This is a genomic window from Diaphorobacter caeni, assembly GCF_015354245.1.
Lineage (GTDB): Bacteria > Pseudomonadota > Gammaproteobacteria > Burkholderiales > Burkholderiaceae_C > Diaphorobacter_A > Diaphorobacter_A caeni.
Genome location: NZ_JADKYZ010000001.1, coordinates 773,930 through 794,966, shown reverse-complemented (window position 1 = coordinate 794,966; position 21,037 = coordinate 773,930). Strand labels below are relative to the sequence as shown.

Below are 21,037 nucleotides of genomic sequence, written 5' to 3'. Positions count from 1 at the left end.
GTGAGGTCCTCACGGTGTCTACCCCACATACTGAAGCGACGCCCCATCAAGGCGCACCCATTTCGGCCAACGACGCGCTCATTGGCGCCCATCGCCCCGCCCCCGAGCTGGTCTGCCCGGCGGGCAGTCTTCCGGCCCTCAAAGCGGCCGTGGACGCGGGGGCCAACTGCGTCTACCTTGGTTTGCGCGACGCCACGAACGCGCGCAATTTCGCGGGGCTCAATTTCGACGAACCCGCCATTCTCAAGGGCATCGCCTACGCCCACGCGCGCGGCTGCAAGGTGCTGCTCGCGCTCAATACCTATCCACGCGCCAGCGCTCCCGAGCCATGGCACGCCGCGCTCGACCGCGCCGCGCTGTGGGGCGTGGACGCCGTCATCCTCGCCGACCCCGGCCTCATGCGCTACGCCTGCAACCGCCATCCGGACCTGCGGCTGCACCTCTCGGTGCAGGGCTCCGCGACCAACCATGCCGCGATCAACTTCTATCAGAAGCAGTTCAACATCCAGCGCGCTGTGCTGCCGCGCGTGCTGTCGATGGAGCAGGTCAGGCAGGTGATCGAGCGCACCTCGGTGGAAATCGAGGTGTTCGCGTTCGGCAGCCTGTGCGTGATGGTCGAAGGGCGCTGCCTGCTCTCGTCCTATGCGACCGGCGAGTCGCCCAACACCCATGGCGTGTGCTCGCCCGCCAAGTTCGTGCGCTGGCAGGACACGCCCCAGGGCATGGAATCGCGCCTGAACGGCGTGCTGATCGACCGCTACGATCCCGGCGAGAAGGCAGGCTACCCGACGCTCTGCAAGGGCCGCTTCAACGTGGGTGACGAGAGCAACTACTACGCGCTCGAAGAGCCCACCAGCCTCAACACGCTGGAGCTGCTGCCCCAGCTCGTGAAGCTGGGCGTGCGCGCCTTCAAGATCGAGGGTCGCCAGCGCAGCCCCGCCTATGTCGAGCAGGTCACGCAGGTGTGGCGCGATGCCATCGACCATTGCGTCGATCAAGGCCACCGCTACTCGCCCAAGACCATCTGGATGACTGTGCTCGACCAGCTCGCCGAAGGCCAGCAGCACACGCTGGGCGCCTACCACCGGCCCTGGAAGTGAAGCACCGCCCTCCATCCGACGCAGCCCCTCACCCGCCACGCACGAAGGACGACGCACCATGCAGCTCTCACTCGGCCCCCTGCTCTACTACTGGTCCCGCGAAGACGTGTTCGCGTTCTATCAATCCATGGCCAGAACCGCCGTGGACATCGTCTACCTCGGCGAGACCGTGTGTTCCAGGCGGCATGAACTGCGCCTCAAGGACTGGCTCGACATCGGCTACCTGCTGCGCGACAAGGGCAAGGAAGTGGTGTTCAGCACGCAGGTGCTGCTCGAGTCCACCGCCGAGGTCGGCCAGATGCACAAGCTCGTCGCCAACGGAGAGTTTCTGGTCGAGGCCAACGACATGGGTGCGGTGAGCGCGCTCGCCAGTTCGCAGCCCTTCGTCGCCGGCCCCCACCTCAATCTCTACAACGCCGACTCGCTCAACTGGATGCTCCAGCTCGGCGCGTTCCGCTGGGTCATGCCGCTCGAGATGCCAAGCGATGAACTCGTCTCCATGCTCGCCCGAGTGGCCGCGCCGCTGCAGACCGAGGTGTTCGCCTACGGCCGCATGCCGCTCGCGCATTCCGCGCGCTGCTTCACGGCAAGACACTGCAACCGGCCCAAGGACGACTGCGGCTTTGCGTGCCTGGAGCACCCGGACGGCCAGCTGCTGACCACACGCGAATCGCAGCATTTTCTCGTGCTCAACGGCACGCAGACGCAATCGGCGCGCATCCACAACCTGATCGCCGAGGTGCCCGAACTCAGCACGCTGGGCATCGAAGTGCTGCGCCTGAGTCCGCAGTCGCGGAACATGGAGCACGTCATCGAGGCCTTCGACATCGCGCGCAACGATGTTCACGCATCCGATGCCGCGAGCGAGCTTCTCGCAACTGCCATGCACGACAGCGCCTGCAACGGCTACTGGCACGCCAGACCGGGCATGGACCTGCAGACGCCGACTCCGTAATTTTTGAAGCTCCGCGACATGAACATCACCGCCTCCTCCTCCCCGCTTGCCGTGCCCGCGCCGCTCGGCTCGCTGCTCTCTCGCCTGCCCGCCTATCCCGGCTCGCTGCTGCTGGTCACCGCCATCAACTTCATGCTGGCCAGGCAGTTGCCGGACGACGTGAAGGCCCTGCTCAAGGGGCGCCAGCTCTCGATCCGCGTGACCGACGCACGCGTCGCATTCGACTTCGTCTGCGACGGCGAGCGTTTCACCGCGAGCGCGCCGAAGCCGGACCCCGATCTGGTCGTGAGCGCATCGGCCTGGGATTTCGTGCAGCTCGCACAGCGCAAGCAGGACCCCGACACGCTGTTCTTCAGCCGCAGACTCGTCATGCAGGGAGACACCGAGCTGGGCCTCGTCGTGAAAAACGCGCTTGACGCGCTGGAGCTGCCGGTGCTCGATCCCATGCACTGGACGCCGCGCGCCGTGCTCGCGCGCTGGTCTGCGGGGAAGCGACAACATGGCGAGTGAAGAAATGCAGCCGGTCGCGACGTTGCCCCTGGTCTATTCCTGCTCCGGCTGTTCCAGCGCCGCACAGCTCGCCAACCATGTCGCGCTGCAGCTGGACAGGCGCGGCACGGCGGAAATGTCCTGCATCGCGGGCGTCGGCGGTCACGTGCCCAAGCTCGTGCGGCTGGCCCTGTCGGGGCGTCCCATCATCGCGCTCGACGGTTGCCCGCTCAACTGCACCGCCAACTGCCTCGCGCAGCACGGCATTCAGGCGACCCGCCATTACCAGCTGCACGAGCATGGCGTGAAAAAACGCGCGCATCAGGACTTCGATCCCGAACAGACCCGGCAGGTGCTCGCGCACATCGAGGCGGATCTGCGCGCACAGCCGCTTGTATGCCTCGAATCCAACGCGTGAGCCGCCTATGCCACAACGCATCGTGATCGGCATCTCCGGCGCCAGCGGCGCGGCATACGGCGTGCGGCTGCTGCAGGCACTCGCCGACATTCCTGGCGTGCAGAGCCATCTGGTGGTCTCCAACGCGGGCTGGCGCACGCTGCGCCACGAACTCGACATGACGCCCGCTGACGTGCAGCGCCTCGCCGACGTGGTGCACGACAACGACGACATCGGCGCGAGCATCGCCAGCGGCTCGTTCGCCGCGCACGGCATGGTGATCGCGCCATGCTCAATGCGCTCGCTCGCGGCCATCGCGCACGGTCTGGCCGACAACCTGTTGACGCGCACGGCCGACGTGATGCTCAAGGAACGCCGCCGCCTGATCCTGATGGCGCGCGAGACGCCTTTGCACCTCGTGCACCTGCGCAACATGACGACCGTGACGGAAATGGGCGGCATCATCTGCCCGCCCGTTCCCGCGTTCTATCAGCGCCCGCAGACCGTCGATGACATCGTTCGACACAGCGTGGCGCGCGTGCTCGACCTGCTGGGTCTGGAACACGCCCTCACCACCGCCTGGCCAGGGCTTGCTCATTTTGACGCCGACATTCCCGCACCATGAGCTACCTCGACCTGAGAGATTTCCTGAACCAGCTGGAAGCGGACCACGAGCTCAGGCGCATTGAGCAAAGCGTCTCGCCCTATCTCGAAATGACGGCGCTTTCCGAACGCGTGCTGCGCGCGGGCGGGCCCGCCCTGCTGTTTGAGCGCCCCCAAGGCCACAGCATGCCGGTGCTCGCCAACCTGTTCGGCACGCCGCAGCGCGTGATGCGCGCCCTGGGCGTGAGCGATCTGCCCGGTGTGCGCCAGCTCGGCGAGACCCTCGCGTCGCTCAAGGAGCCCGAGCCGCCGCGTGGCGCCAAGGAACTCTGGCGGCAGCGCAGCCTGCTCAAGAGCCTCTGGAACATGACGCCCGCACGCGTGAGCCGCGCCCCCTGCCAGCAGATCAGCATCGAAGGCCCGGACGTCGACCTCACGCAGCTGCCGATCCAGCACTGCTGGCCCGGCGACGTCGCCCCGCTCGTCACCTGGGGGCTGACGATCACGCGCGGCCCGCGCAAGTCGCGCCAGAACCTGGGTATCTACCGCCAGCAACTGCTGTCGAAAAACCAGCTCATCATGCGCTGGCTCTCGCACCGCGGCGGCGCGCTCGATTTCGCGGACCACTGCCGACAGCACCCCGGCACGCCCTACCCGGTGGCGGTGGCCATCGGGGCCGATCCGGCCACGCTGCTCGGCGCGGTCACGCCCGTGCCCGACAGCCTGTCCGAATACCAGTTCGCCGGCCTGCTGCGCGGCTCGCGCACCGAGGTCGTGGCCGCGCAGACCGTCCCGCTCGACGTGCCCGCGACTGCCGAGATCATTCTGGAAGGCCACATCCACCCCGACCCCGCGCACGCCAGCGGCTGGCGGCACGCCATGGAGGGGCCATACGGCGACCATACCGGCTACTACAACGAACGCGCGGAGTTTCCCGTGTTCACCGTCGAGCGCATCACGCGCCGCGAGCACGCGATCTACCACAGCACCTACACCGGCAAACCGCCCGACGAACCGGCAGTGCTTGGTCAGGTGCTCAACGAACTCTTCGTGCCGCTGCTGCAGCGTGCGTTTCCCGAGATCACGGACTTCCATCTGCCGCCCGAAGGCTGCAGCTACCGCATGGCCGTGGTCAGCATCCGCAAGGCCTACGCCGGCCACGCCCGCCGCGTGATGATGGGCATCTGGAGCCACCTGCGCCAGTTCCTCTACACCAAGTTCATCGTGGTGGTGGACGACGACATCGACGTGCGCGACTGGAGGGAGGTCATCTGGGCGATCACCACCCGCATGGACCCGGCGCGCGACACGATGACGATCGAGCACACGCCCATCGACTACCTCGACTTCGCCTCGCCGGTTGCCGGTCTGGGCAGCAAGATGGGCCTGGACGCCACCCACAAATGGCCGGGCGAGACCTCCCGCGAGTGGGGCACGCCCATCACGATGGCGGCAGACGTCTCCACGCGCATGAACGCCCTGGCGGACGCAATCGGTCTTTAGAGCGTGTTTACGATCTCCACACGGTCTTGCAGGCGCGGCCTCAGGCGGTCTGCCGCGTTGCAAATCCTCGCAATAGCACGAGCTATTGCTGCGGTTTGCGCCTTGCAGCCCATCCCGATCCGCATCCTGCAAGCCTCGCGATGAGATCGTAAACACGATCTTAGGGAACCTCTGCACGAATGGGATCGACGCGTGCAGAGGCTCCCAAGCCATCGCCAATTCAGCGGACGCCCATCACCTTTGGGGCTGCAATCCATCGTGAATCGCGATGTCCAATTCAGAAATTCGCCATAAAATGGCGTTTGCATTCTGTTTTCACGATTACAACACCCACGCCATGAAAAGCTCCGAGCGCAGCTTTGCGCGCCGCATCGATCTGACCTCTCTGCAGCTGTTCGTCGCAGTCTGCGAGCTGGGCAGCATCGGCCGTGCGGCGGAGCGTGAGTTCATCGCGGCGTCAGCGGTGAGCAAGCGGCTGTCCGATCTGGAGACCGCCGTCGACACGGCCCTGCTCTATCGCCACAGCCGCGGCGTGACGCTCACGCCCGCGGGCGAAAGCCTGCTGCACCATGCGCGCACCGTGCTGTTCGGCCTCGAGCGCATGCAGGGCGAGCTCTCCGAATATGCCGACGGCGTGCGCGGCCATGTGCGCATGCACGCCAACATCTCGGCGATCGTGCAGTTTCTGCCCGAGGACCTCGGCGCCTTCGCGAGCGAGCACACGCAGGTCAAGATCGATCTGCAGGAGCACCTGAGCCAGGAAGTGATGAACGCAGTGCGCGACGGCGCGACCGATCTCGGCGTCTGCCACACCGGCTCGTCCGAGGATCCGGAAGGCCTGCAGAGCCGCGCCTATCGCAACGACCGGCTGGTGGTCGTCATGCCGCAGTCGCACGTGCTCGCCAAGCGCGAGTCCATCACGTTCACCGAAGCCATGGAGTGGGACATCGTCGGCCTGCAGGCGGGCAGCAGCATCAGCCTTGCGATGCGCCAGGCCGCAGGCCAGACCGCCAAGCCGCTGCGTCAGCGCATGCAGGTCACCAGCCTCGACGCCATGTGCCGCATGATCGACAACGGTCTCGGCATCGGCCTGATTCCCGACCGCGCCTTCGCGCTGATGCACGGCATGGGCCACCTCGCGGCGATCGCGCTCAACGAGCCTTGGGCCGAGCGCGAACTGCGCGTCGTGGCCCGCGATTTCAACGCCCTGCCGGTCACCGCGCGACTATTGGTCGAGCACCTGACGCGGCCATTGGCGACGGAACCCCGGCAGCTGGTCGCCTGAGACCACTCGCCGCCACCAAAAAGCATTCGAATCCCCACCTTCAGAACCCTACGAAAGAAACGAGCACATCATGGGACGCACTCTCTACGACAAAGTCTTCGATGAACACGTGGTCCACACCGAAGAGGACGGCACCGCAGTCCTCTACATCGACCGCCATCTGGTGCACGAGGTGACCAGCCCGCAGGCGTTCGAAGGCCTGCGCGAGGCCGGCCGCAAGGTCTGGCGCGTGAGCTCCATCGTCGCCACCGCCGACCACAACACGCCCACCACCAACTGGGATCAGGGCTATGACGGCATCACCGATCCGATCAGCAAAGAGCAGATCACCACGCTCGACAAGAACATCGCCTCGGTCGGCGCGGCCGCGTTCTTCCCGTTCATGTCCAAGCGTCAGGGCATCGTGCACGTGATTGGCCCCGAGAACGGCGCCACCCTGCCCGGCATGACCGTGGTCTGCGGCGACAGCCACACCTCCACGCACGGCGCGTTCGGCGCGCTGGCGCACGGCATCGGCACCTCGGAAGTCGAGCACGTGATGGCCACGCAGACGCTGCTCGCCAAGAAGGCCAAGAACATGCTGGTGAAGGTCAATGGCCACGCCGCACCGGGCATCACAGGCAAGGACATCGTGCTGGCCATCATCGGCAAGATCGGCACGGCAGGTGGCACGGGCTACACCATTGAATTCGCGGGCGAAGCGATCCGTGACCTGTCGATGGAAGGCCGCATGACGGTCTGCAACATGGCGATCGAAGCCGGTGCGCGCGCCGGCATGGTGGCCGTGGACGACAAGACGATCGCCTACGTGAAGGGTCTGCCGCTCTCGCCCACCGGCGTGGAGTGGGATCAGGCCGTGGCCTACTGGAAGTCGCTGCACTCCGACGCCGACGCCAAGTTCGACCACGTGGTCGAGCTCGACGCACGCGAGATCGTGCCGCAGGTCACCTGGGGCACCTCGCCCGAGATGGTGCTTGGCGTGGACGCCATCGTGCCCGATCCCGACAAGGAAAAGGACCCGAGCAAGCGCGGCGCCATCGAGCGCGCGCTGACCTACATGAACCTCGAACCCGGCAAGCCGCTGAACGACGTGTTCGTGGACAAGGTGTTCATCGGCTCCTGCACCAACAGCCGCATCGAGGACATGCGCGAAGCCGCCGCCGTGGTCAAGAAGCTCGGCCAGAAGGTCGCCAAGAACATCAAGCTCGCGATGGTCGTTCCCGGCTCCGGACTCGTGAAGGAACAGGCGGAGCGCGAAGGTCTGGACCAGATCTTCAAGGCCGCCGGCTTCGAGTGGCGCGAACCGGGCTGCTCGATGTGCCTGGCGATGAACGCCGACCGCCTCGAGCCCGGCGAGCGCTGCGCCTCCACCAGCAACCGCAACTTCGAAGGCCGTCAGGGCGCGGGTGGCCGCACCCACCTCGTGAGCCCCGCGATGGCCGCCGCAGCAGCGATCCACGGACATTTTGTCGATGTCCGCAAATTTGCGTGATGATATGAAGTCTCAACCCATTTTCTGGAGAAATTTCACATGACCAAGTTCGCCATTGCCATCGCCCTGATCAGCACTTTCGTCCTCGCCGGTTGCAACACCGTCAAGGGCGTGGGTCAGGATGTTCAGCGTGCCGGCGGCGCGCTCGAGCGCGCAGCCGACAAGTAAGGCCAAGCCAAGCGACGCGCCGGACAGGCTGGCGCGTCGCCAGATTTTCAGGACCGTTCAGATGCAAAAATTCACCGTGCACAAGGGCCTCGTGGCTCCCATGGACCGCGAGAACGTCGACACCGACGCCATCATCCCCAAGCAGTTTCTCAAGTCGATCAAGAAGACCGGCTTCGGCGTGAACCTGTTCGACGAGTGGCGCTACCTCGACCACGGCGAGCCCGGCGTGCCCGAATCCCAGCGCAAGCCCAACCCCGACTTCGTGCTCAACCAGCCCCGCTACAAGGGCGCATCGATTCTCATCGCCCGCAGGAACTTCGGCTGCGGATCGAGCCGCGAGCACGCCCCGTGGGCGCTCGACCAGTACGGCTTCCGCGCCATCCTCGCGCCCAGCTTTGCCGACATCTTCTTCAACAACTGCTTCAAGAACGGTCTGCTGCCCATCGTGCTGCCCGAGTCCGTGATCGACCAGCTGTTCACCGAAGTGCAGGCCTTCCCCGGCTATGAGCTCACCATCGATCTGGACCGCCAGGTCATCGTGCGCGGCCAGGGCGAAGAGACACCGTTCGACGTGATTCCCTTCCGCAAGTACTGCCTGCTCAACGGCTTCGACGACATCGGCCTGACCCTGCGCCACGCCGACAAGATCAAGACCTTTGAAGCGGCGCGCCTGGCCTCCAAGCCATGGCTCGCGCACACGATGCCCGCTTCGGCGTGATTTATCTCACCCTCCTCCACGTTCGGAAGAGGGAAGAAAACAGAACAACCAACTTGAACCATCAATCATGAAAATCGCAGTTTTGCCCGGAGACGGCATCGGAACCGAAATCGTCGCTGAAGCAGTGAAGGTGCTCGACGCGCTCGACCTGAACCTCGAGATGGAATCGGCACTGGTCGGCGGCGCGGCGTTCGACGCGCACGGCCATCCGCTGCCCGAATCCACGCTCAAGCTCGCCAAGGAGTCCGACGCCATCCTGTTCGGCGCCGTGGGCGACTGGAAGTACGACAAGCTCGACCGTCCGCTGCGCCCCGAGCAAGCCATTCTGGGTCTGCGCAAGGCACTCGGACTGTTCGCCAATTTCCGCCCCGCCATCTGCTACGAGCAACTGGTGAACGCATCGAGCCTGAAGCCCGAGCTGGTCGCTGGCCTCGACATCCTCATCATCCGCGAGCTGACCGGCGACATCTACTTCGGCCAGCCGCGCGGCAAGCGCACGGCCGTTGACGGCCACTTCCCCGGCGCGGAAGAAGCCTTCGACACCATGCGCTACTCCAAGCCCGAAATCGAGCGCATCGCCCGCGTCGCCTTCGAAGCCGCCCGCAAGCGCAACAAGAAGGTCACCAGCGTGGACAAGGCCAACGTGCTCGAAACCTTCCAGTTCTGGAAGGACGTGGTCACCGAAGTGCACAAGGACTATCCAGACGTCGAACTGCAGCACATGTACGTCGACAACGCCGCCATGCAACTGGTGAAGGCGCCCAAGTCGTTCGACGTGATCGTCACCGGCAACATGTTCGGCGACATCCTGTCTGATGAAGCCTCGATGCTGACCGGCTCCATCGGCATGCTGCCATCGGCCAGCCTGAACGACAAGAAGCAAGGCCTGTACGAACCCAGCCACGGCAGCGCGCCCGACATCGCCGGCAAGGGCGTTGCCAACCCGCTCGCCACCATCCTGTCTGCCGCGATGATGCTGCGCTTCTCGCTGAACCAGGAAGAAGCCGCCAACCGCATCGAAACCGCCGTGAAAAAGGTGCTCGCGCAAGGCCTGCGCACGCCGGACATCTTCAGCGAAGGCACCACCAAGGTCAGCACCCGCGAAATGGGCGACGCCGTGGTCAAGGCGCTGGGCTGATCGGCTGATCGATAAATCCAGTCAGCACTCACCGCGACAAAAGAAAAAGGCTGCTCATCATGAGCAGCCTTTTTTTCATCTCGGATCAGCCGGGTGGCCGCCGTTGCATTACTCGGTAGTCATTTCGGGTTTGAGCGCTGCGTCCAGCGGTCTTGCCAGCTGGAAGAGATCCGTGCTGCGCGCATACCAGCCGCCACCATGCATGCGACTGATCAGACCGAGCTTGGGAGCATCGACAAATCCCTGAGAGGGGTCGAGCACGACCGCGTCATCGATATGTGCCGCGAGAACACGCCCAATCACCACCGTCTGATGAGGACCCGTGATCACCGACGCAATGCTCACGCACTCCAGCGAAACAGGGCATCCCTGAATAAGCGGCGGACGCACATGGCGCGCAGGCAATGACTTGAGGCCCGCCTGCTCCAACTCGTTCACCGCAGAAGGGTAATCCGCACAGGTCTGGTTCATCTGCGTGACCAGACTCTCCGGAACCAGATTCACCACAAACTCGCCGTTCTCCAGAATGTTCGCCGCCGTATCCTTGAGCGAACCTCGCGCATGCCGCATCATGCCCAGAGCGACCGTCGGCGGCTGATGTCCCATCACATTGAAAAAGCTGTACGGGGCCGCATTCACCACCCCATCCGCTGACCGCGTCGTCACCCACGCAATCGGACGCGGGGTGACGGTGGCAGTCAACAGGTTGTACTGAGTCTGCGCTGGCAACGCAGAGAAATCGAAATACATGAATCAGTTCTCCGGAGACGGGGTCTGTGCGTTGGGCACCACCGCCTGCTTGGGACGGGTGTCCACATGCAATTGAAAAATATCGGGACGGGCATAGTGCCCGGAGGCATCGAAATCGAACTTGCCGCGCAGGACTTCATTCGAGTCGATGTCGGCATACAGAATGGTTTCCCCAGAGAAGTCCGGGCCTGCCAGCACTTCTCCAAGCGGGCCGATGATGGCGCTGCCGCCACGCATCAGCACCGTGTCAGGATCATCCCCCAACGCGCATTCGAAGTCGTCAGGATAGGCATTGCGCCGCAGATGCTGACACGAAGTCAGCACATAGCAGCGCCCTTCCAACGCGATGTGACGCATCGACGGAACCCAGGTGTCACGGTCATCTGCGGTGGGTGCGCAGTAAATCGCAACGCCTTGGCTGTACATGTACATGCGCAGCATGGGCATGTAGTTTTCCCAGCAGATCACGGCACCGACGCGACCGAACTCGGTATCAATGACCGGCATGGTCGAGCCATCACCAAAGCCCCAGATCAAGCGTTCGCCAGCCGTCGGCATGAGCTTGCGGTGCTTGCCGACATAGCCTTCACGGCCATTGAAATACAGCACGGTGCAATACAGCGTGCCGCCATCCGCTTCGATGCATCCCACGACCACCACCGTGTTGGTGTCCATCGCAGCTTGAGCGATCAGCGCGACCTCCTCGCCATCCAGCCGAATGGCCTGGCGGTGATAGGCCGCGAATGCGTCACGTCCTTCAGGCTTGCGCATACCGATGGGCGCACCAAACGAGTTGCCTTTGGGATAGCCCCCAAGGTAGGCCTCGGGGAACACCATGATCTTGGCACCTTGGGCGGCAGCCTCCTTGATCAGGGCAACCGCCTTGTTGGCTGTCGCCATGCTGTCATCGGGAATCGATGCGGCCTGAACTACGGCTACTTTGAATGGCTTGTTCATATCCTGGTTCTCCTTGAATTCAACAATCAACGGACGAGGCCGTCTTCTTCGTCAATCGCGCTGGCTTTGGTGTTCGGCAGGAACAGAGAGCCGATCACGCCCACCACTGCAGTCACGATCACCGGATACATCAATCCACCAAAAATGTTGCCGCTGGCCTGCGCCAGATACGTGGCTGTGAATGGAACGATGCCGCCAAAGATGCCTGCACCGATGTGATACGGGAAGGACAGCGCTGTGTAGCGAATGCGTGCCGGAAAGAGTTCCACCAGATAAGCGGCCACCGGGCCATACACCATGGCGACGACAGCGGTCATCAAAATCAGGATCAGCACGATGCTCACACGGTCAACTCGAGCGGGGTCCGCCTTCTGTGGATAGCCCGCCTCGGTCAGCGCCCGTGAGTAGGCCTTCGCATCGAAGCCATTCACCGTTGCGTCTCCAACCGTCATGGCGATCTCTTGGCCTGCAATCGGAGCCGCGTATTCAAAGTTGATGCCCTTGGATACCAGCAGCTTCTTCGCTTGTACGCACAATTTCTTGTGGTCAGGATGCGCGCCCACCAAAGCCGCCTGAAGGCCGAAGTCACATGCTCCGTTGGATGTGTCCGCGTGGATCCGCACAGGTGTGCTCTGCATGACCTGAGCCAATTCTGGGTTGCCTGCCTTGAGCAAGGCACCGAACATCGAGTGGTAACCAAGGGCTGCAACGAACAGACCGGCCATCATGATCCACTTGCGTCCGATCTTGTCGGAAAGCCAGGCGAACAGCACAAAAGTGGGAGCGCCGATGATGAAACCGATCGCCAACAGCGTGTAGACCGTTGTCTGATCCAGCTGCACCGCCTGCTGCAAAAAGATCATCACATAGAACTGGCCCGTGAAATACGTGGCACCCTGCCCTGCGGTCACACCGACAAGAGCCAGGATGACCAGCTTCAAACTCGACCACTGACCAAACGTTTCCTTCACAGGGTTCTTGGACAGGCGATTCTGTTGCTTCATGCGCGTGAAAACAGGCGACTCATGCAGCTTGGCACGCACATAGACCGAAATCGCCAGCATCACGATCGAGAGGATGAACGGCAGACGCCAGCCCCATTGACGGAAGTCTTCCGCGCTCATGGCGGCTTGCGTGCAAAGAATCACGATGAGAGACAGGATCAGGCCCGCCGAAGAGGTGATCTGGATCCAGCCGGTCAACAAACCGCGTCGCTTGGGCTCGCAGTGTTCGGCCACGTAGATGACTGCGCCGCCGTACTCACCGCCAACCGCCAGGCCTTGAATCACACGCAACGTCAGCAGCAGGATCCACGACAGGTGGCCCACCGACTCATACGTGGGCAGGCAGCCTATCAGCACCGTAGCGCCGCCCATCATCACCACAGTGACGAGAAAGGTGTACTTGCGCCCTAGCTTGTCGCCCAGATACCCGAACATGATGGCGCCCAACGGGCGAATGATGAACCCCACGGCCAGCGCACCCAGCGCAGCAAGCAGCGACACCGTCGGGTTGTCCTGCGGGAACAGCACCTGACTCATGAACACGGCCAGCGAGCCGTAAATGAAGAAGTCGTACCACTCAAAAAGGGTACCCAGCGTAGATGCCACCACCACCTGCCGCTCTTCCTTGCGGCTGAGCGTAGGAGCGTGGTCTGTTTGCTGTTGCGCTATTGCAGCTGCCATGTGACTTTGACCTTTAAAAATTGATATTGCTGTACCGATTAACTATTATCAAATTAACTTGATACAACTTGACACTAGGGATTACCCGCAACCCATTCGATCCTGCCGAAGCAAAAAGTGGCGCTGCTACACTCAATGAAAGATGGCAAACAGAGCACAACATGGCTAGACGCGCAGGCAGCACTGACAACGAAACCCCACAAACGCCTGCAAAGCCCGCATCGTCGCGAAGAGGGATTCAATCCATCGAAGTAGGCTTTCGCATCCTGGACACCATCCGCCAAAGCGGCAGGCCCCTGCCACTGAAAGAGCTTGCGGAAACGTGCCAACTCACCGTGCCCAACGTGCACTACTACATGGTGAGCTTTCAGAACGTCGGGCTCGTCATGCAGCAGCCGGACACGGGTTTTTATGGGCTCGGTCCCTATGCCCTGCGTCTGGGTTTGGCCGCACTGGAACAATTCGACGTCTTCACCACGGCGCGCCCCGCCATGGCAGAGCTGGCTGCGTCCACTGGGCAGACGGTGTTTCTGGGTGTCTGGGGCAACAAGGGGCCGACGATCGTCTACCGGGTTGAAGGCACCCGCAGCCGACCACTGCTCGAATTGCGCGTGGGTAGCGTGTTGCCGCTACTGTCGTCCGCCTTGGGACGCAACTTTCTGGCACACCTCCCACCCGCCAACACCCGTGAATTGCTGGAGCAGGAAATGGCCAGCGTCCTGCGACCCGATGGTCAGCGGAAGTACTCGGAAAAAGATGTCGAAATGATGCGCAAGGACGTGCTTGATCATCACATCAGCCGCTGCAAAGACGCTTTGCTTCCGAATTTCATCTCGATGTCGGCGCCCATTTTTGACATGCTGGGAGAAATGAAGGCAGCGATCACGCTGATGGGGCCAGTGGGCTCCTTCGATGACGATCTGAACTCCCCAACGGCCCGCGTTCTTTCGGAAAAAGCGCGCTCCATTTCCGAAACAGCGGGATGGGTGGCTCCGGTATAGGCCAGTCGTCGCTCAACAATGCGCAGCCTCCCCGGCAAACGCCTGCATGTTGTGCGCCGCGAGAACCAGGGCGTATCGAAAGTCAAATTCATACGCCCCTTCCCTCATCAGATCCGCCTATACGGTCTGATCCTTCACCGTCTTGCTTGAGCCATTGGTCTTCACCGACGCGATGCCATCGTCGCGGGACTTCGCCGTGCCGTACATCTGGCTGCTGCCGATGACCTGGTGGTTGGCTGCCTTCAGGTTGAAGTACGACTTGCCGTTCGTGCTTTCCTTGCGCTCGTAGCGCTCCTCGAGCCCCGCATTGGCCTGCACGGACGCGATGCCGTTCTCGGCCGATGCCTTGGTCTTGTAGAGCTCGCTCGTGAGAATGGTCTCCGCGTTGCCCGCCTTGAGAACAAAGCGGAACTGCCCGTCGCTGCTCTTGCTGAGTTCAAACCAACCTGCCATGGATCACCTCCGGAAATGAGTGAGTGAAAAAGGAGAAAAGGATTCGAAACACATGGTCGGACTGTGAGAAACGGTTGTAGTCCACACAATCGCCACAACAGCATATGCTGAACTACCGGTTCAATTGCAAAAAATGTTGTTCCACAAAAACACCATGAAACCGGCATCTCCGCTACAATGTGCGGCTATGTTTGCCGCTCGCCCGTTCGCCCTGAACACCGCTCCCGCCAACCTGGCTGGTTTGGCTGCGCGCGCAACCATCATCACCAAAATCACGACGATTAAGGGCTGACCCAGCCTGGTTCGTCGTGCGCCCTTTCTGGCCTGACGAGCCAGGCGAGCAGTCCCGGTCGGGGTCACTGTTTTACTTTGAAAAGGGCGTTGAAAATGAGCAAGTTGGTAGGTTTGGTCGGCTGGCGCGGCATGGTCGGCTCGGTTCTCATGGACCGCATGCAACAGGAAAAGGACTTCGATCTGATCGAGCCCCTGTTCTTCTCCACATCCAACGCAGGCGGCAAGGCCCCGGCGATGGCCAAGAACGAAACCACGCTGCAGGACGCGTACGACATCGACGCCCTCAAGCGCTGCGAGATCATCATCACCGCCCAGGGCGGCGACTACACCACTGAAGTCTTCCCCAAGCTGCGTGCTGCAGGCTGGAACGGCCACTGGATCGATGCCGCCTCCACGCTGCGCATGAAGGACGACGCGGTCATCATTCTGGATCCGGTGAACATGCCCGTGATCAAGAATGCGCTCGCCAAGGGCGGTAACAACTGGGTGGGCGGCAACTGCACCGTCTCCTGCATGCTGATGGGCGTGGGCGCACTCTACAAGGCCGGTCTGGTCGAGTGGATGAGCACGCAGACCTACCAGGCCGCGTCCGGCGGTGGCGCCCAGCACATGCGCGAACTGCTCACGCAGTACGGCACGCTGAACGCCGAAGTGAAGGCCCTGCTCGACGACCCCAAGAGCGCGATCCTCGAAATCGACCGCATGGTGGTGGCAAAGCAACGCGCCCTCTCTACCGATGAAACCGCCAACTTCCTGGTGCCCCTGGGCGGCAGCCTGATTCCCTGGATTGACAAGGATCTGGGCAACGGCATGTCCAAGGAAGAATGGAAGGGCATGGCCGAGACCAACAAGATCATGGGTCTGGGCGACGGCTTCGGCACGCCAGCGATCCCGGTCGATGGCTTCTGCGTGCGCGTGGGCGCAATGCGCTGCCACAGCCAGGCACTGACCTTCAAGCTCAAGAAGGATGTGCCCGTGGCCGACATCGAGGCCATGATCGCCGCCGACAACGAGTGGGTGAAGGTGGTTCCCAACAACAAGGAAGCCACCATCAAGGACCTGACTCCCGTGGCCGTGACCGGCACGATGACCATCCCCGTGGGCCGCGTCCGCAAACTCGCCATGGGCCCCGAATACGTCGGCGCGTTCACCATCGGTGACCAGCTGCTGTGGGGCGCCGCAGAGCCGCTGCGCCGCATGCTGCGCATCCTGCTTGATGCGTAGAGCGTATTTACGATCTCAGCGCGAGGTTTGCAGGATGCGGATCGGGATGGGCTGCAAGGCGCAAACCGCAGCAATGGCTCGGCCATTGCGAGGATTTGCAACGCAGCAGACCGCCCGAGACCGCGCCTGCAAAAACCGTGTGGAGATCGCAAACACGCTCTTGAGTCTTGATGACAATCACCTCCCGAAGGTCTGCATTTGGAGATCGGCGGGAGGTGCAGATACAATTTGCGACAGGCCGTTGTCCAATACCAACATATGAAATAGAGCTTCTCTACCAAACGAGGGGAGAGTTAAGTTGGAGTGTCGCATCAGCTTGTCAGTGCAAAACATTGATGCTATGGTGCTTTTACATATTTTCACGACCCGTAGTGGATGACACCAAAAGAAAACCTATTGCGTCATCTCAAAGCCCAATAAATCATCAATAAGTTGCACACATGCATCGCTGGAAATTTTCTGTTTTGGCGGCTGCTGCCATCGTATCCACCGGCCTGTTCACAGCCGATGTTCACGCCTTGGCACTGGGCCAGATCCATGTGCGGTCCGCTCTGGGGGAGCCATTGCGAGCGGAAATCGACCTGCCACAGGTCTCTGCGGCAGAAGCCGAGTCGCTGAAGGCCTCCACGGCCGCGCCTGACGTCTATCGAGCCCAGGGACTCGAGTACACGCCATCCGTCAACGACATCCGCGTCCAGTTTCAACGCCGCCCGGACGGCACGGGCGTGCTGCGCCTGAGCAGCTCCAAGGCGATCAACGATCCGTTCGTCGATCTCGTGATCGACGCGACATGGGCTTCGGGCCACATCGTGCGCAGCTACACCATGCTGCTCGACCCGCCGGAGCTGCGCCGCCCGGCCGCGCCGCAGACCACGGCACCTCAGATCAACTCGCAGGATTCGCGCTTCTCCGACCGCAGTGAATCCGCTCCCATCGCAGTTCCTCCACAGCGCAACCTGCCACAGGTGCAGGAACGCCGCGCCCAGGCGCCTACGCAGCGCGTGACGCCTGCCCCCGCACCGGCTGCCGAATCGTCCGGCGGCGGTGAAGAAGTGCGCGTGCGCAGCGGCGAGACCGCTGGCCGCATCGCCGGAGCCCATCGTCCTGCGGGCGTGTCGCTCGACCAGATGTTGGTCGCGATGATGCGCGCCAACCCGAACGCCTTCATCAACGGCAACGTGAACCGCCTGCGCGCAGGCGCCGTGCTGCAGATGCCGACCGAGTCGCAGGCTCAGGCCGTGACTGCTGGCGAAGCCAAGAAGATCATCGCCGCCCAGAGCCGCGACTTCAACGAATTCCGTCGCCGCCTCGCGACCGCCGCCCCGTCCGTCGAAGTGGCGTCGCCGCAACGCGCCGCCAAGGGCTCGGTGCAGACTCAGGTGGACGACCAGAAACCCGCAACGGCTTCGTCCGACAAGCTCACGCTGTCCAAGGGTGGCGTGCAGGCCGCGAAGAAGGACGAGAAGCTCGCCCAGGATCGCCAGTCGAGCCAGAACGCCGAACGCATGGCCGAGCTGTCCAAGAACATCTCGGAGCTGAACAAGGTCGGCGCAGCCGCGGGAACGACCGCAGCGACCGCAAGCAAGCCTGCCGATCTGCCAGCCGTGGCCACCGTGCCCGCAACCGTTCCCGGCGCAGGCACCTCCGCGGCTCCCGCCGCAGCGGCCGACGCAGCGTCTTCCGCCGCCTCCGCAGCCGTCACCGCCGCGAGCTCGGCCGTCACGGCAGCCAGCGACGCCGTCGCAGCCGCCTCCGATGCCGCTTCGGCAGCCTCGGCACCCGCGCCCAAGAAGCGCGTCATCGTGCCACCACCACCTCCGCCGCCAGAGCCCACCTTCTTCGAGAACCTCACCGAAGACCCGCTCATGCTGGGTGGCCTCGGCGTCGCCCTGCTCGCCCTGCTGGGTCTCGGTGGCTACAAGATCGCACAACGCCGCAAGGCCGCGTCGCTTGCTCCATCCGACAGCTCGATGATGGACAGCAGCCTCGCGCCCGACTCGTTCTTCGGAGCCAGCGGTGGTCAGCGCGTGGACACCGCCAACAGCGGCCTGTCCACCGGCTCCTCCTCGCTCGCCTACTCGCCCAGTCAGCTGGACGCGGGTGAAGTCGATCCCGTCGCCGAAGCCGACGTGTATCTCGCCTATGGCCGCGATCTGCAGGCCGAGGAAATCCTGCGCGAAGCCGCTCGTGTCAATCCTGAGCGCACCTCCGTGCATGTGAAGCTGGCCGAAATCTACGCCAAGCGCCAGGACCGCAAGGCGCTGGAAGCCCAGGCCCGTGAATTGTTCGCTCTGACCCAGGGTCAGGGCGTGGACTGGTCCCGCGTCGCCGAACTCGGCCGTGCCCAGGATCCAGAAAACCCGTTCTACCAGCAGTCCGTCGCTCGCGCGGCGGGTGCCGCCGGCGTGGCCGCAGCAGGCGCTGCAGCGATGGCTGCGGCCTCCAAGGCCGAGCCGGAGCTCGACGCTCCAAGCACCCTGCCCGTGCAGTTCCACACACCCGCTCCCGCGCCTGTGGCCGCACCGAATCTGGACGACCTCGATCTCGACCTGAACCTCGGCTCCCCGACCCCGAGCCCCGCGCCGCAGAACCACGAGTGGACCCCTCCGATCTCCTCGGCCCAGGCTCCGCTCGAACCAACCGCCGCGCCCAAGCTGCCTGATTTCGAGCTGCCATCGCTGTCGCTCGACACACCGACCGCGCCGGCCGTCTTCACGCCCCCGGCTGCAGCTCCCGAAGCCGCGTCGAACGGTCTGGACTTCCAACTGGACGACCTGTCGTTCAACAAGCCCGCCGCCAGCGCAGCCGCAGCCGCCGCGGAATCCGCCAACTACGTCGAGACCACGGCACGCCAGCCGCTGGAGTTCGATCTGGGCGGCATCTCGCTCGACCTGAACAGTGCAACCGGTACCCAGCACCCGACGACCGCACCCGCGCCGATGGGCACGATGTCCGGTGGCTCGCTGCCCGACGATCCGCTGAACACCAAGCTGGCCCTGGCCGAAGAGTTCAACGCCATCGGCGACAGCGAAGGTGCCCGCACCCTCGTGGAAGAAGTGATCGCCGAAGCCTCCGGCGAGCTGAAGCTGCGCGCGCAGCAACTGCTCTCCAAGCTGGGTTGATTTTGACTCCTGCGCGAGCAAGGTCGCCCTGTGTGATCCAATCGCTCCTCACAAGGAGGTTTCGATGCGGATCGCATTGGGCGTAAGTTACAACGGGCAGGCCTACAGCGGCTGGCAAAGCCAGCTCTCCGGCAACACCGTACAGGATCACCTCGAAGCGGCCTTGGGCCGCTTTGCTACTCATGAGATATCCACTCTCTGTGCGGGTCGCACCGACACGGGAGTCCACGGCGTCATGCAGGTCGTCCATTTCGACACTGATCTGCAGCGCGCGCCTTTCTCGTGGGTGCGCGGCACCAACACCTTTCTTCCACCCGACATCGCCGTGCAATGGGCCCAGCCCGTACCCGACGAATTCCACGCGCGCGCAAGCGCCGTGGCGCGGCGCTATGCCTATGTGCTGCTGCAGTCGCCCGTGCGCCCCAGCGTCGAGGCGGGCCGCGTCGGCTGGGTGTTCCACCCCTTGAACGGCGAGGCCATGGAGCGCGCCGCATCCCATCTACTTGGCGAGCATGATTTCACCTCGCTGCGCGCGTCGGCATGCCAGGCCAAGTCGCCGGTGAAGACGATGCAGCGCATCACCATCTCGCGACGCGGCGCCACGCCGGGCCGCATCGAGGACGAGCGCAACACCCCGCACCATTTCACGCCCTGCTACTGGCGCTTCGAGTTCGAGGCCAACGCGTTCCTGCACCACATGATCCGAAACATCATGGGCTGCCTGATCGCCGTCGGCCGAGGGGACAAGGAGCCTGAGTGGATGATCGACGTGCTGGCCGCCCGCTCGCGCGACGCCGCCGCCCCCACGTTCTCACCCGACGGCCTGTACTTTCTCGGCCCCGTCTACGACGAAAAATGGGGATTGCCCACGCACGCTCCTGCGTATGATTGGCTTCCCTGAAATCCAGCCCTCCCCAGCCCGTCACCCGCACTGACGGCCTCATTGCCATGGACAAGCTCATCGAGGGTTCGAACCCCTCCGTTTCCGCCAGCCCCGCCGCGCGCACCCGCATCAAGATCTGCGGTCTCACGCGCGAGCAGGACGTCGACGCCGCCGTGGCGGCTGGCGCCGACGCCATCGGCTTCGTGCTCTATGCCAAGAGTCCACGCGCCGTTTCGGTGGAACGCGCCGCCGAACTGGCCCGCCGCCTACCCCCTTTCGTCACGCCGGTGCTGCTGTTCGTGAACGCGTCGGCCGACGAAGTCATCGCCGCCGCCGATCGGGTTCCCGGCTCCATGCTGCAGTTTCACGGCGACGAGACGCCGCAGGACTGCTGGCTCGCGAGTGGCCAGGGCCGTCGCCCCTACCTGCGGGCGGCCCGAATTCCATTGGACTCTGGTGCGGCTTCGTTCAACCTCGTAAAATACGCGGAAGATCACTCTCAAGCCCGGGCCATCCTCCTTGACGCGCATGTCGACGGATTCGGTGGCGGCGGCAAAACATTCAATTGGTCACTCCTTCCACCAAGCGTAGCCTCTCATCTCGTTTTGTCTGGTGGACTCACGCCTGCAAACGTGACCGATGGCATCTTGCAGGTGCGGCCGCGTTGCCTGACGCTGGCCGTTGATGTGAGCTCCGGCGTCGAAGCCGATGCCCCCGGCGGCGGAACGCTCAAGGGCATCAAGGACGCCGACAAAATCCATCGCTTCATCGCCGCCGTCCGAGCGGCCGATGCAGCAAAGCCTGATTGAAGAATTCTCAG

Annotated in this window: 20 protein-coding genes; 16 read left to right on the top strand and 4 right to left on the bottom strand. The window is 63.4% G+C overall.

What is annotated here, in order from left to right; translation table 11 throughout:
* Window positions 1-59 precede the first annotated feature (59 nt).
* From ubiU to leuB, 11 genes are all read left to right on the top strand, one after another.
* A complete protein-coding gene (gene ubiU / locus ISG32_RS03475) occupies window positions 60-1,100 on the top strand; it encodes a ubiquinone anaerobic biosynthesis protein UbiU (protein ID WP_194769734.1) in 1,041 nt (346 codons plus the stop codon).
* A gap of 58 nt (window positions 1,101-1,158) precedes the next feature.
* Window positions 1,159-2,055 (top strand): U32 family peptidase, encoded by an 897-nt coding sequence (locus tag ISG32_RS03470; protein WP_194769594.1) that lies wholly within the window; start codon window positions 1,159-1,161, stop codon window positions 2,053-2,055.
* Window positions 2,056-2,073: 18 nt separating this feature from the next.
* Window positions 2,074-2,565: a ubiquinone anaerobic biosynthesis accessory factor UbiT gene (gene ubiT, locus ISG32_RS03465; RefSeq protein ID WP_194769593.1), complete on the top strand. Its 492-nt coding sequence runs from the start codon at window positions 2,074-2,076 to the stop codon at window positions 2,563-2,565.
* Window positions 2,555-2,962, top strand: coding sequence for a putative zinc-binding protein (locus ISG32_RS03460; protein WP_194769592.1), 408 nt, complete (start codon window positions 2,555-2,557; stop codon window positions 2,960-2,962). The genes ubiT and ISG32_RS03460 overlap by 11 nt, the downstream gene beginning before the upstream one ends.
* A 7-nt stretch (window positions 2,963-2,969) precedes the next feature.
* Window positions 2,970-3,566 (top strand): UbiX family flavin prenyltransferase, encoded by a 597-nt coding sequence (locus ISG32_RS03455; protein WP_194769591.1) that lies wholly within the window; start codon window positions 2,970-2,972, stop codon window positions 3,564-3,566.
* Window positions 3,563-5,047, top strand: a complete 1,485-nt coding sequence (gene ubiD, locus ISG32_RS03450; RefSeq protein ID WP_194769590.1) for a 4-hydroxy-3-polyprenylbenzoate decarboxylase — start codon at window positions 3,563-3,565, stop codon at window positions 5,045-5,047. Before ISG32_RS03455 ends, ubiD begins: the two co-directional genes overlap by 4 nt.
* Before the next feature lie 337 nt (window positions 5,048-5,384).
* The gene (locus tag ISG32_RS03445; RefSeq protein ID WP_194769589.1) at window positions 5,385-6,332 is read left to right on the top strand and encodes a LysR family transcriptional regulator; all 948 of its coding nucleotides are present in this window, start codon (window positions 5,385-5,387) and stop codon (window positions 6,330-6,332) included.
* Window positions 6,333-6,402: 70 nt separating this feature from the next.
* Window positions 6,403-7,824: a 3-isopropylmalate dehydratase large subunit gene (leuC, locus tag ISG32_RS03440; protein ID WP_194769588.1), complete on the top strand. Its 1,422-nt coding sequence runs from the start codon at window positions 6,403-6,405 to the stop codon at window positions 7,822-7,824.
* 39 nt (window positions 7,825-7,863) lie between these two features.
* Window positions 7,864-7,992: an entericidin A/B family lipoprotein gene (locus ISG32_RS03435; protein WP_166300018.1), complete on the top strand. Its 129-nt coding sequence runs from the start codon at window positions 7,864-7,866 to the stop codon at window positions 7,990-7,992.
* A gap of 61 nt (window positions 7,993-8,053) precedes the next feature.
* Window positions 8,054-8,710: a 3-isopropylmalate dehydratase small subunit gene (gene leuD / locus ISG32_RS03430; RefSeq protein ID WP_194769587.1), complete on the top strand. Its 657-nt coding sequence runs from the start codon at window positions 8,054-8,056 to the stop codon at window positions 8,708-8,710.
* Window positions 8,711-8,777: 67 nt separating this feature from the next.
* A complete protein-coding gene (leuB, locus tag ISG32_RS03425) occupies window positions 8,778-9,848 on the top strand; it encodes a 3-isopropylmalate dehydrogenase (protein WP_194769586.1) in 1,071 nt (356 codons plus the stop codon).
* A 108-nt stretch (window positions 9,849-9,956) separates the two neighbouring features.
* Here leuB and ISG32_RS03420 read toward each other — a convergent pair whose 3' ends face one another.
* From ISG32_RS03420 to ISG32_RS03410, 3 genes are read right to left on the bottom strand one after another with little or no spacing between them, the layout of a single operon-like run.
* The gene (locus ISG32_RS03420; protein WP_194769585.1) at window positions 9,957-10,598 is read right to left on the bottom strand and encodes a flavin reductase family protein; all 642 of its coding nucleotides are present in this window, start codon (window positions 10,596-10,598) and stop codon (window positions 9,957-9,959) included.
* Window positions 10,599-10,601: 3 nt separating this feature from the next.
* Window positions 10,602-11,555, bottom strand: coding sequence for a carbon-nitrogen hydrolase family protein (locus ISG32_RS03415; protein WP_194769584.1), 954 nt, complete (start codon window positions 11,553-11,555; stop codon window positions 10,602-10,604).
* A gap of 26 nt (window positions 11,556-11,581) precedes the next feature.
* On the bottom strand, window positions 11,582-13,240 hold the full coding sequence (locus tag ISG32_RS03410; RefSeq protein WP_194769583.1) for an MFS transporter: 1,659 nt from the start codon (window positions 13,238-13,240) through the stop codon (window positions 11,582-11,584).
* A gap of 161 nt (window positions 13,241-13,401) precedes the next feature.
* Between ISG32_RS03410 and ISG32_RS03405 the strand changes: the two genes are divergently transcribed.
* On the top strand, window positions 13,402-14,241 hold the full coding sequence (locus ISG32_RS03405; protein WP_194769582.1) for an IclR family transcriptional regulator: 840 nt from the start codon (window positions 13,402-13,404) through the stop codon (window positions 14,239-14,241).
* A 117-nt stretch (window positions 14,242-14,358) separates the two neighbouring features.
* On the opposite strand, the gene ISG32_RS03400 is transcribed toward ISG32_RS03405, so the two are convergent.
* Window positions 14,359-14,694: a YegP family protein gene (locus ISG32_RS03400; protein WP_194769581.1), complete on the bottom strand. Its 336-nt coding sequence runs from the start codon at window positions 14,692-14,694 to the stop codon at window positions 14,359-14,361.
* 387 nt (window positions 14,695-15,081) lie between these two features.
* On the opposite strand from ISG32_RS03400, the gene asd reads away from it, so the two are divergent.
* The 4 genes from asd to ISG32_RS03380 all read left to right on the top strand — a co-directional run bounded on the left by asd (window position 15,082) and on the right by ISG32_RS03380 (window position 21,026).
* Entirely contained in the window at window positions 15,082-16,212 is a 1,131-nt protein-coding gene (gene asd, locus ISG32_RS03395; RefSeq protein ID WP_194769580.1) for an aspartate-semialdehyde dehydrogenase, read from the top strand.
* A gap of 440 nt (window positions 16,213-16,652) precedes the next feature.
* Complete coding sequence (locus tag ISG32_RS03390) at window positions 16,653-19,334, top strand: FimV/HubP family polar landmark protein (protein ID WP_194769579.1); 2,682 nt, start codon at window positions 16,653-16,655, stop codon at window positions 19,332-19,334.
* A gap of 64 nt (window positions 19,335-19,398) precedes the next feature.
* Window positions 19,399-20,235, top strand: a complete 837-nt coding sequence (gene truA / locus ISG32_RS03385) for a tRNA pseudouridine(38-40) synthase TruA (RefSeq protein ID WP_194769578.1) — start codon at window positions 19,399-19,401, stop codon at window positions 20,233-20,235.
* Between the two features lie 47 nt (window positions 20,236-20,282).
* Window positions 20,283-21,026 carry a phosphoribosylanthranilate isomerase gene (locus tag ISG32_RS03380; protein ID WP_194769577.1) on the top strand — a complete coding sequence of 248 codons (744 nt, stop codon included), beginning with the start codon at window positions 20,283-20,285 and terminating at the stop codon, window positions 21,024-21,026.
* The last annotated feature ends 11 nt before the right edge of the window (window positions 21,027-21,037 follow it).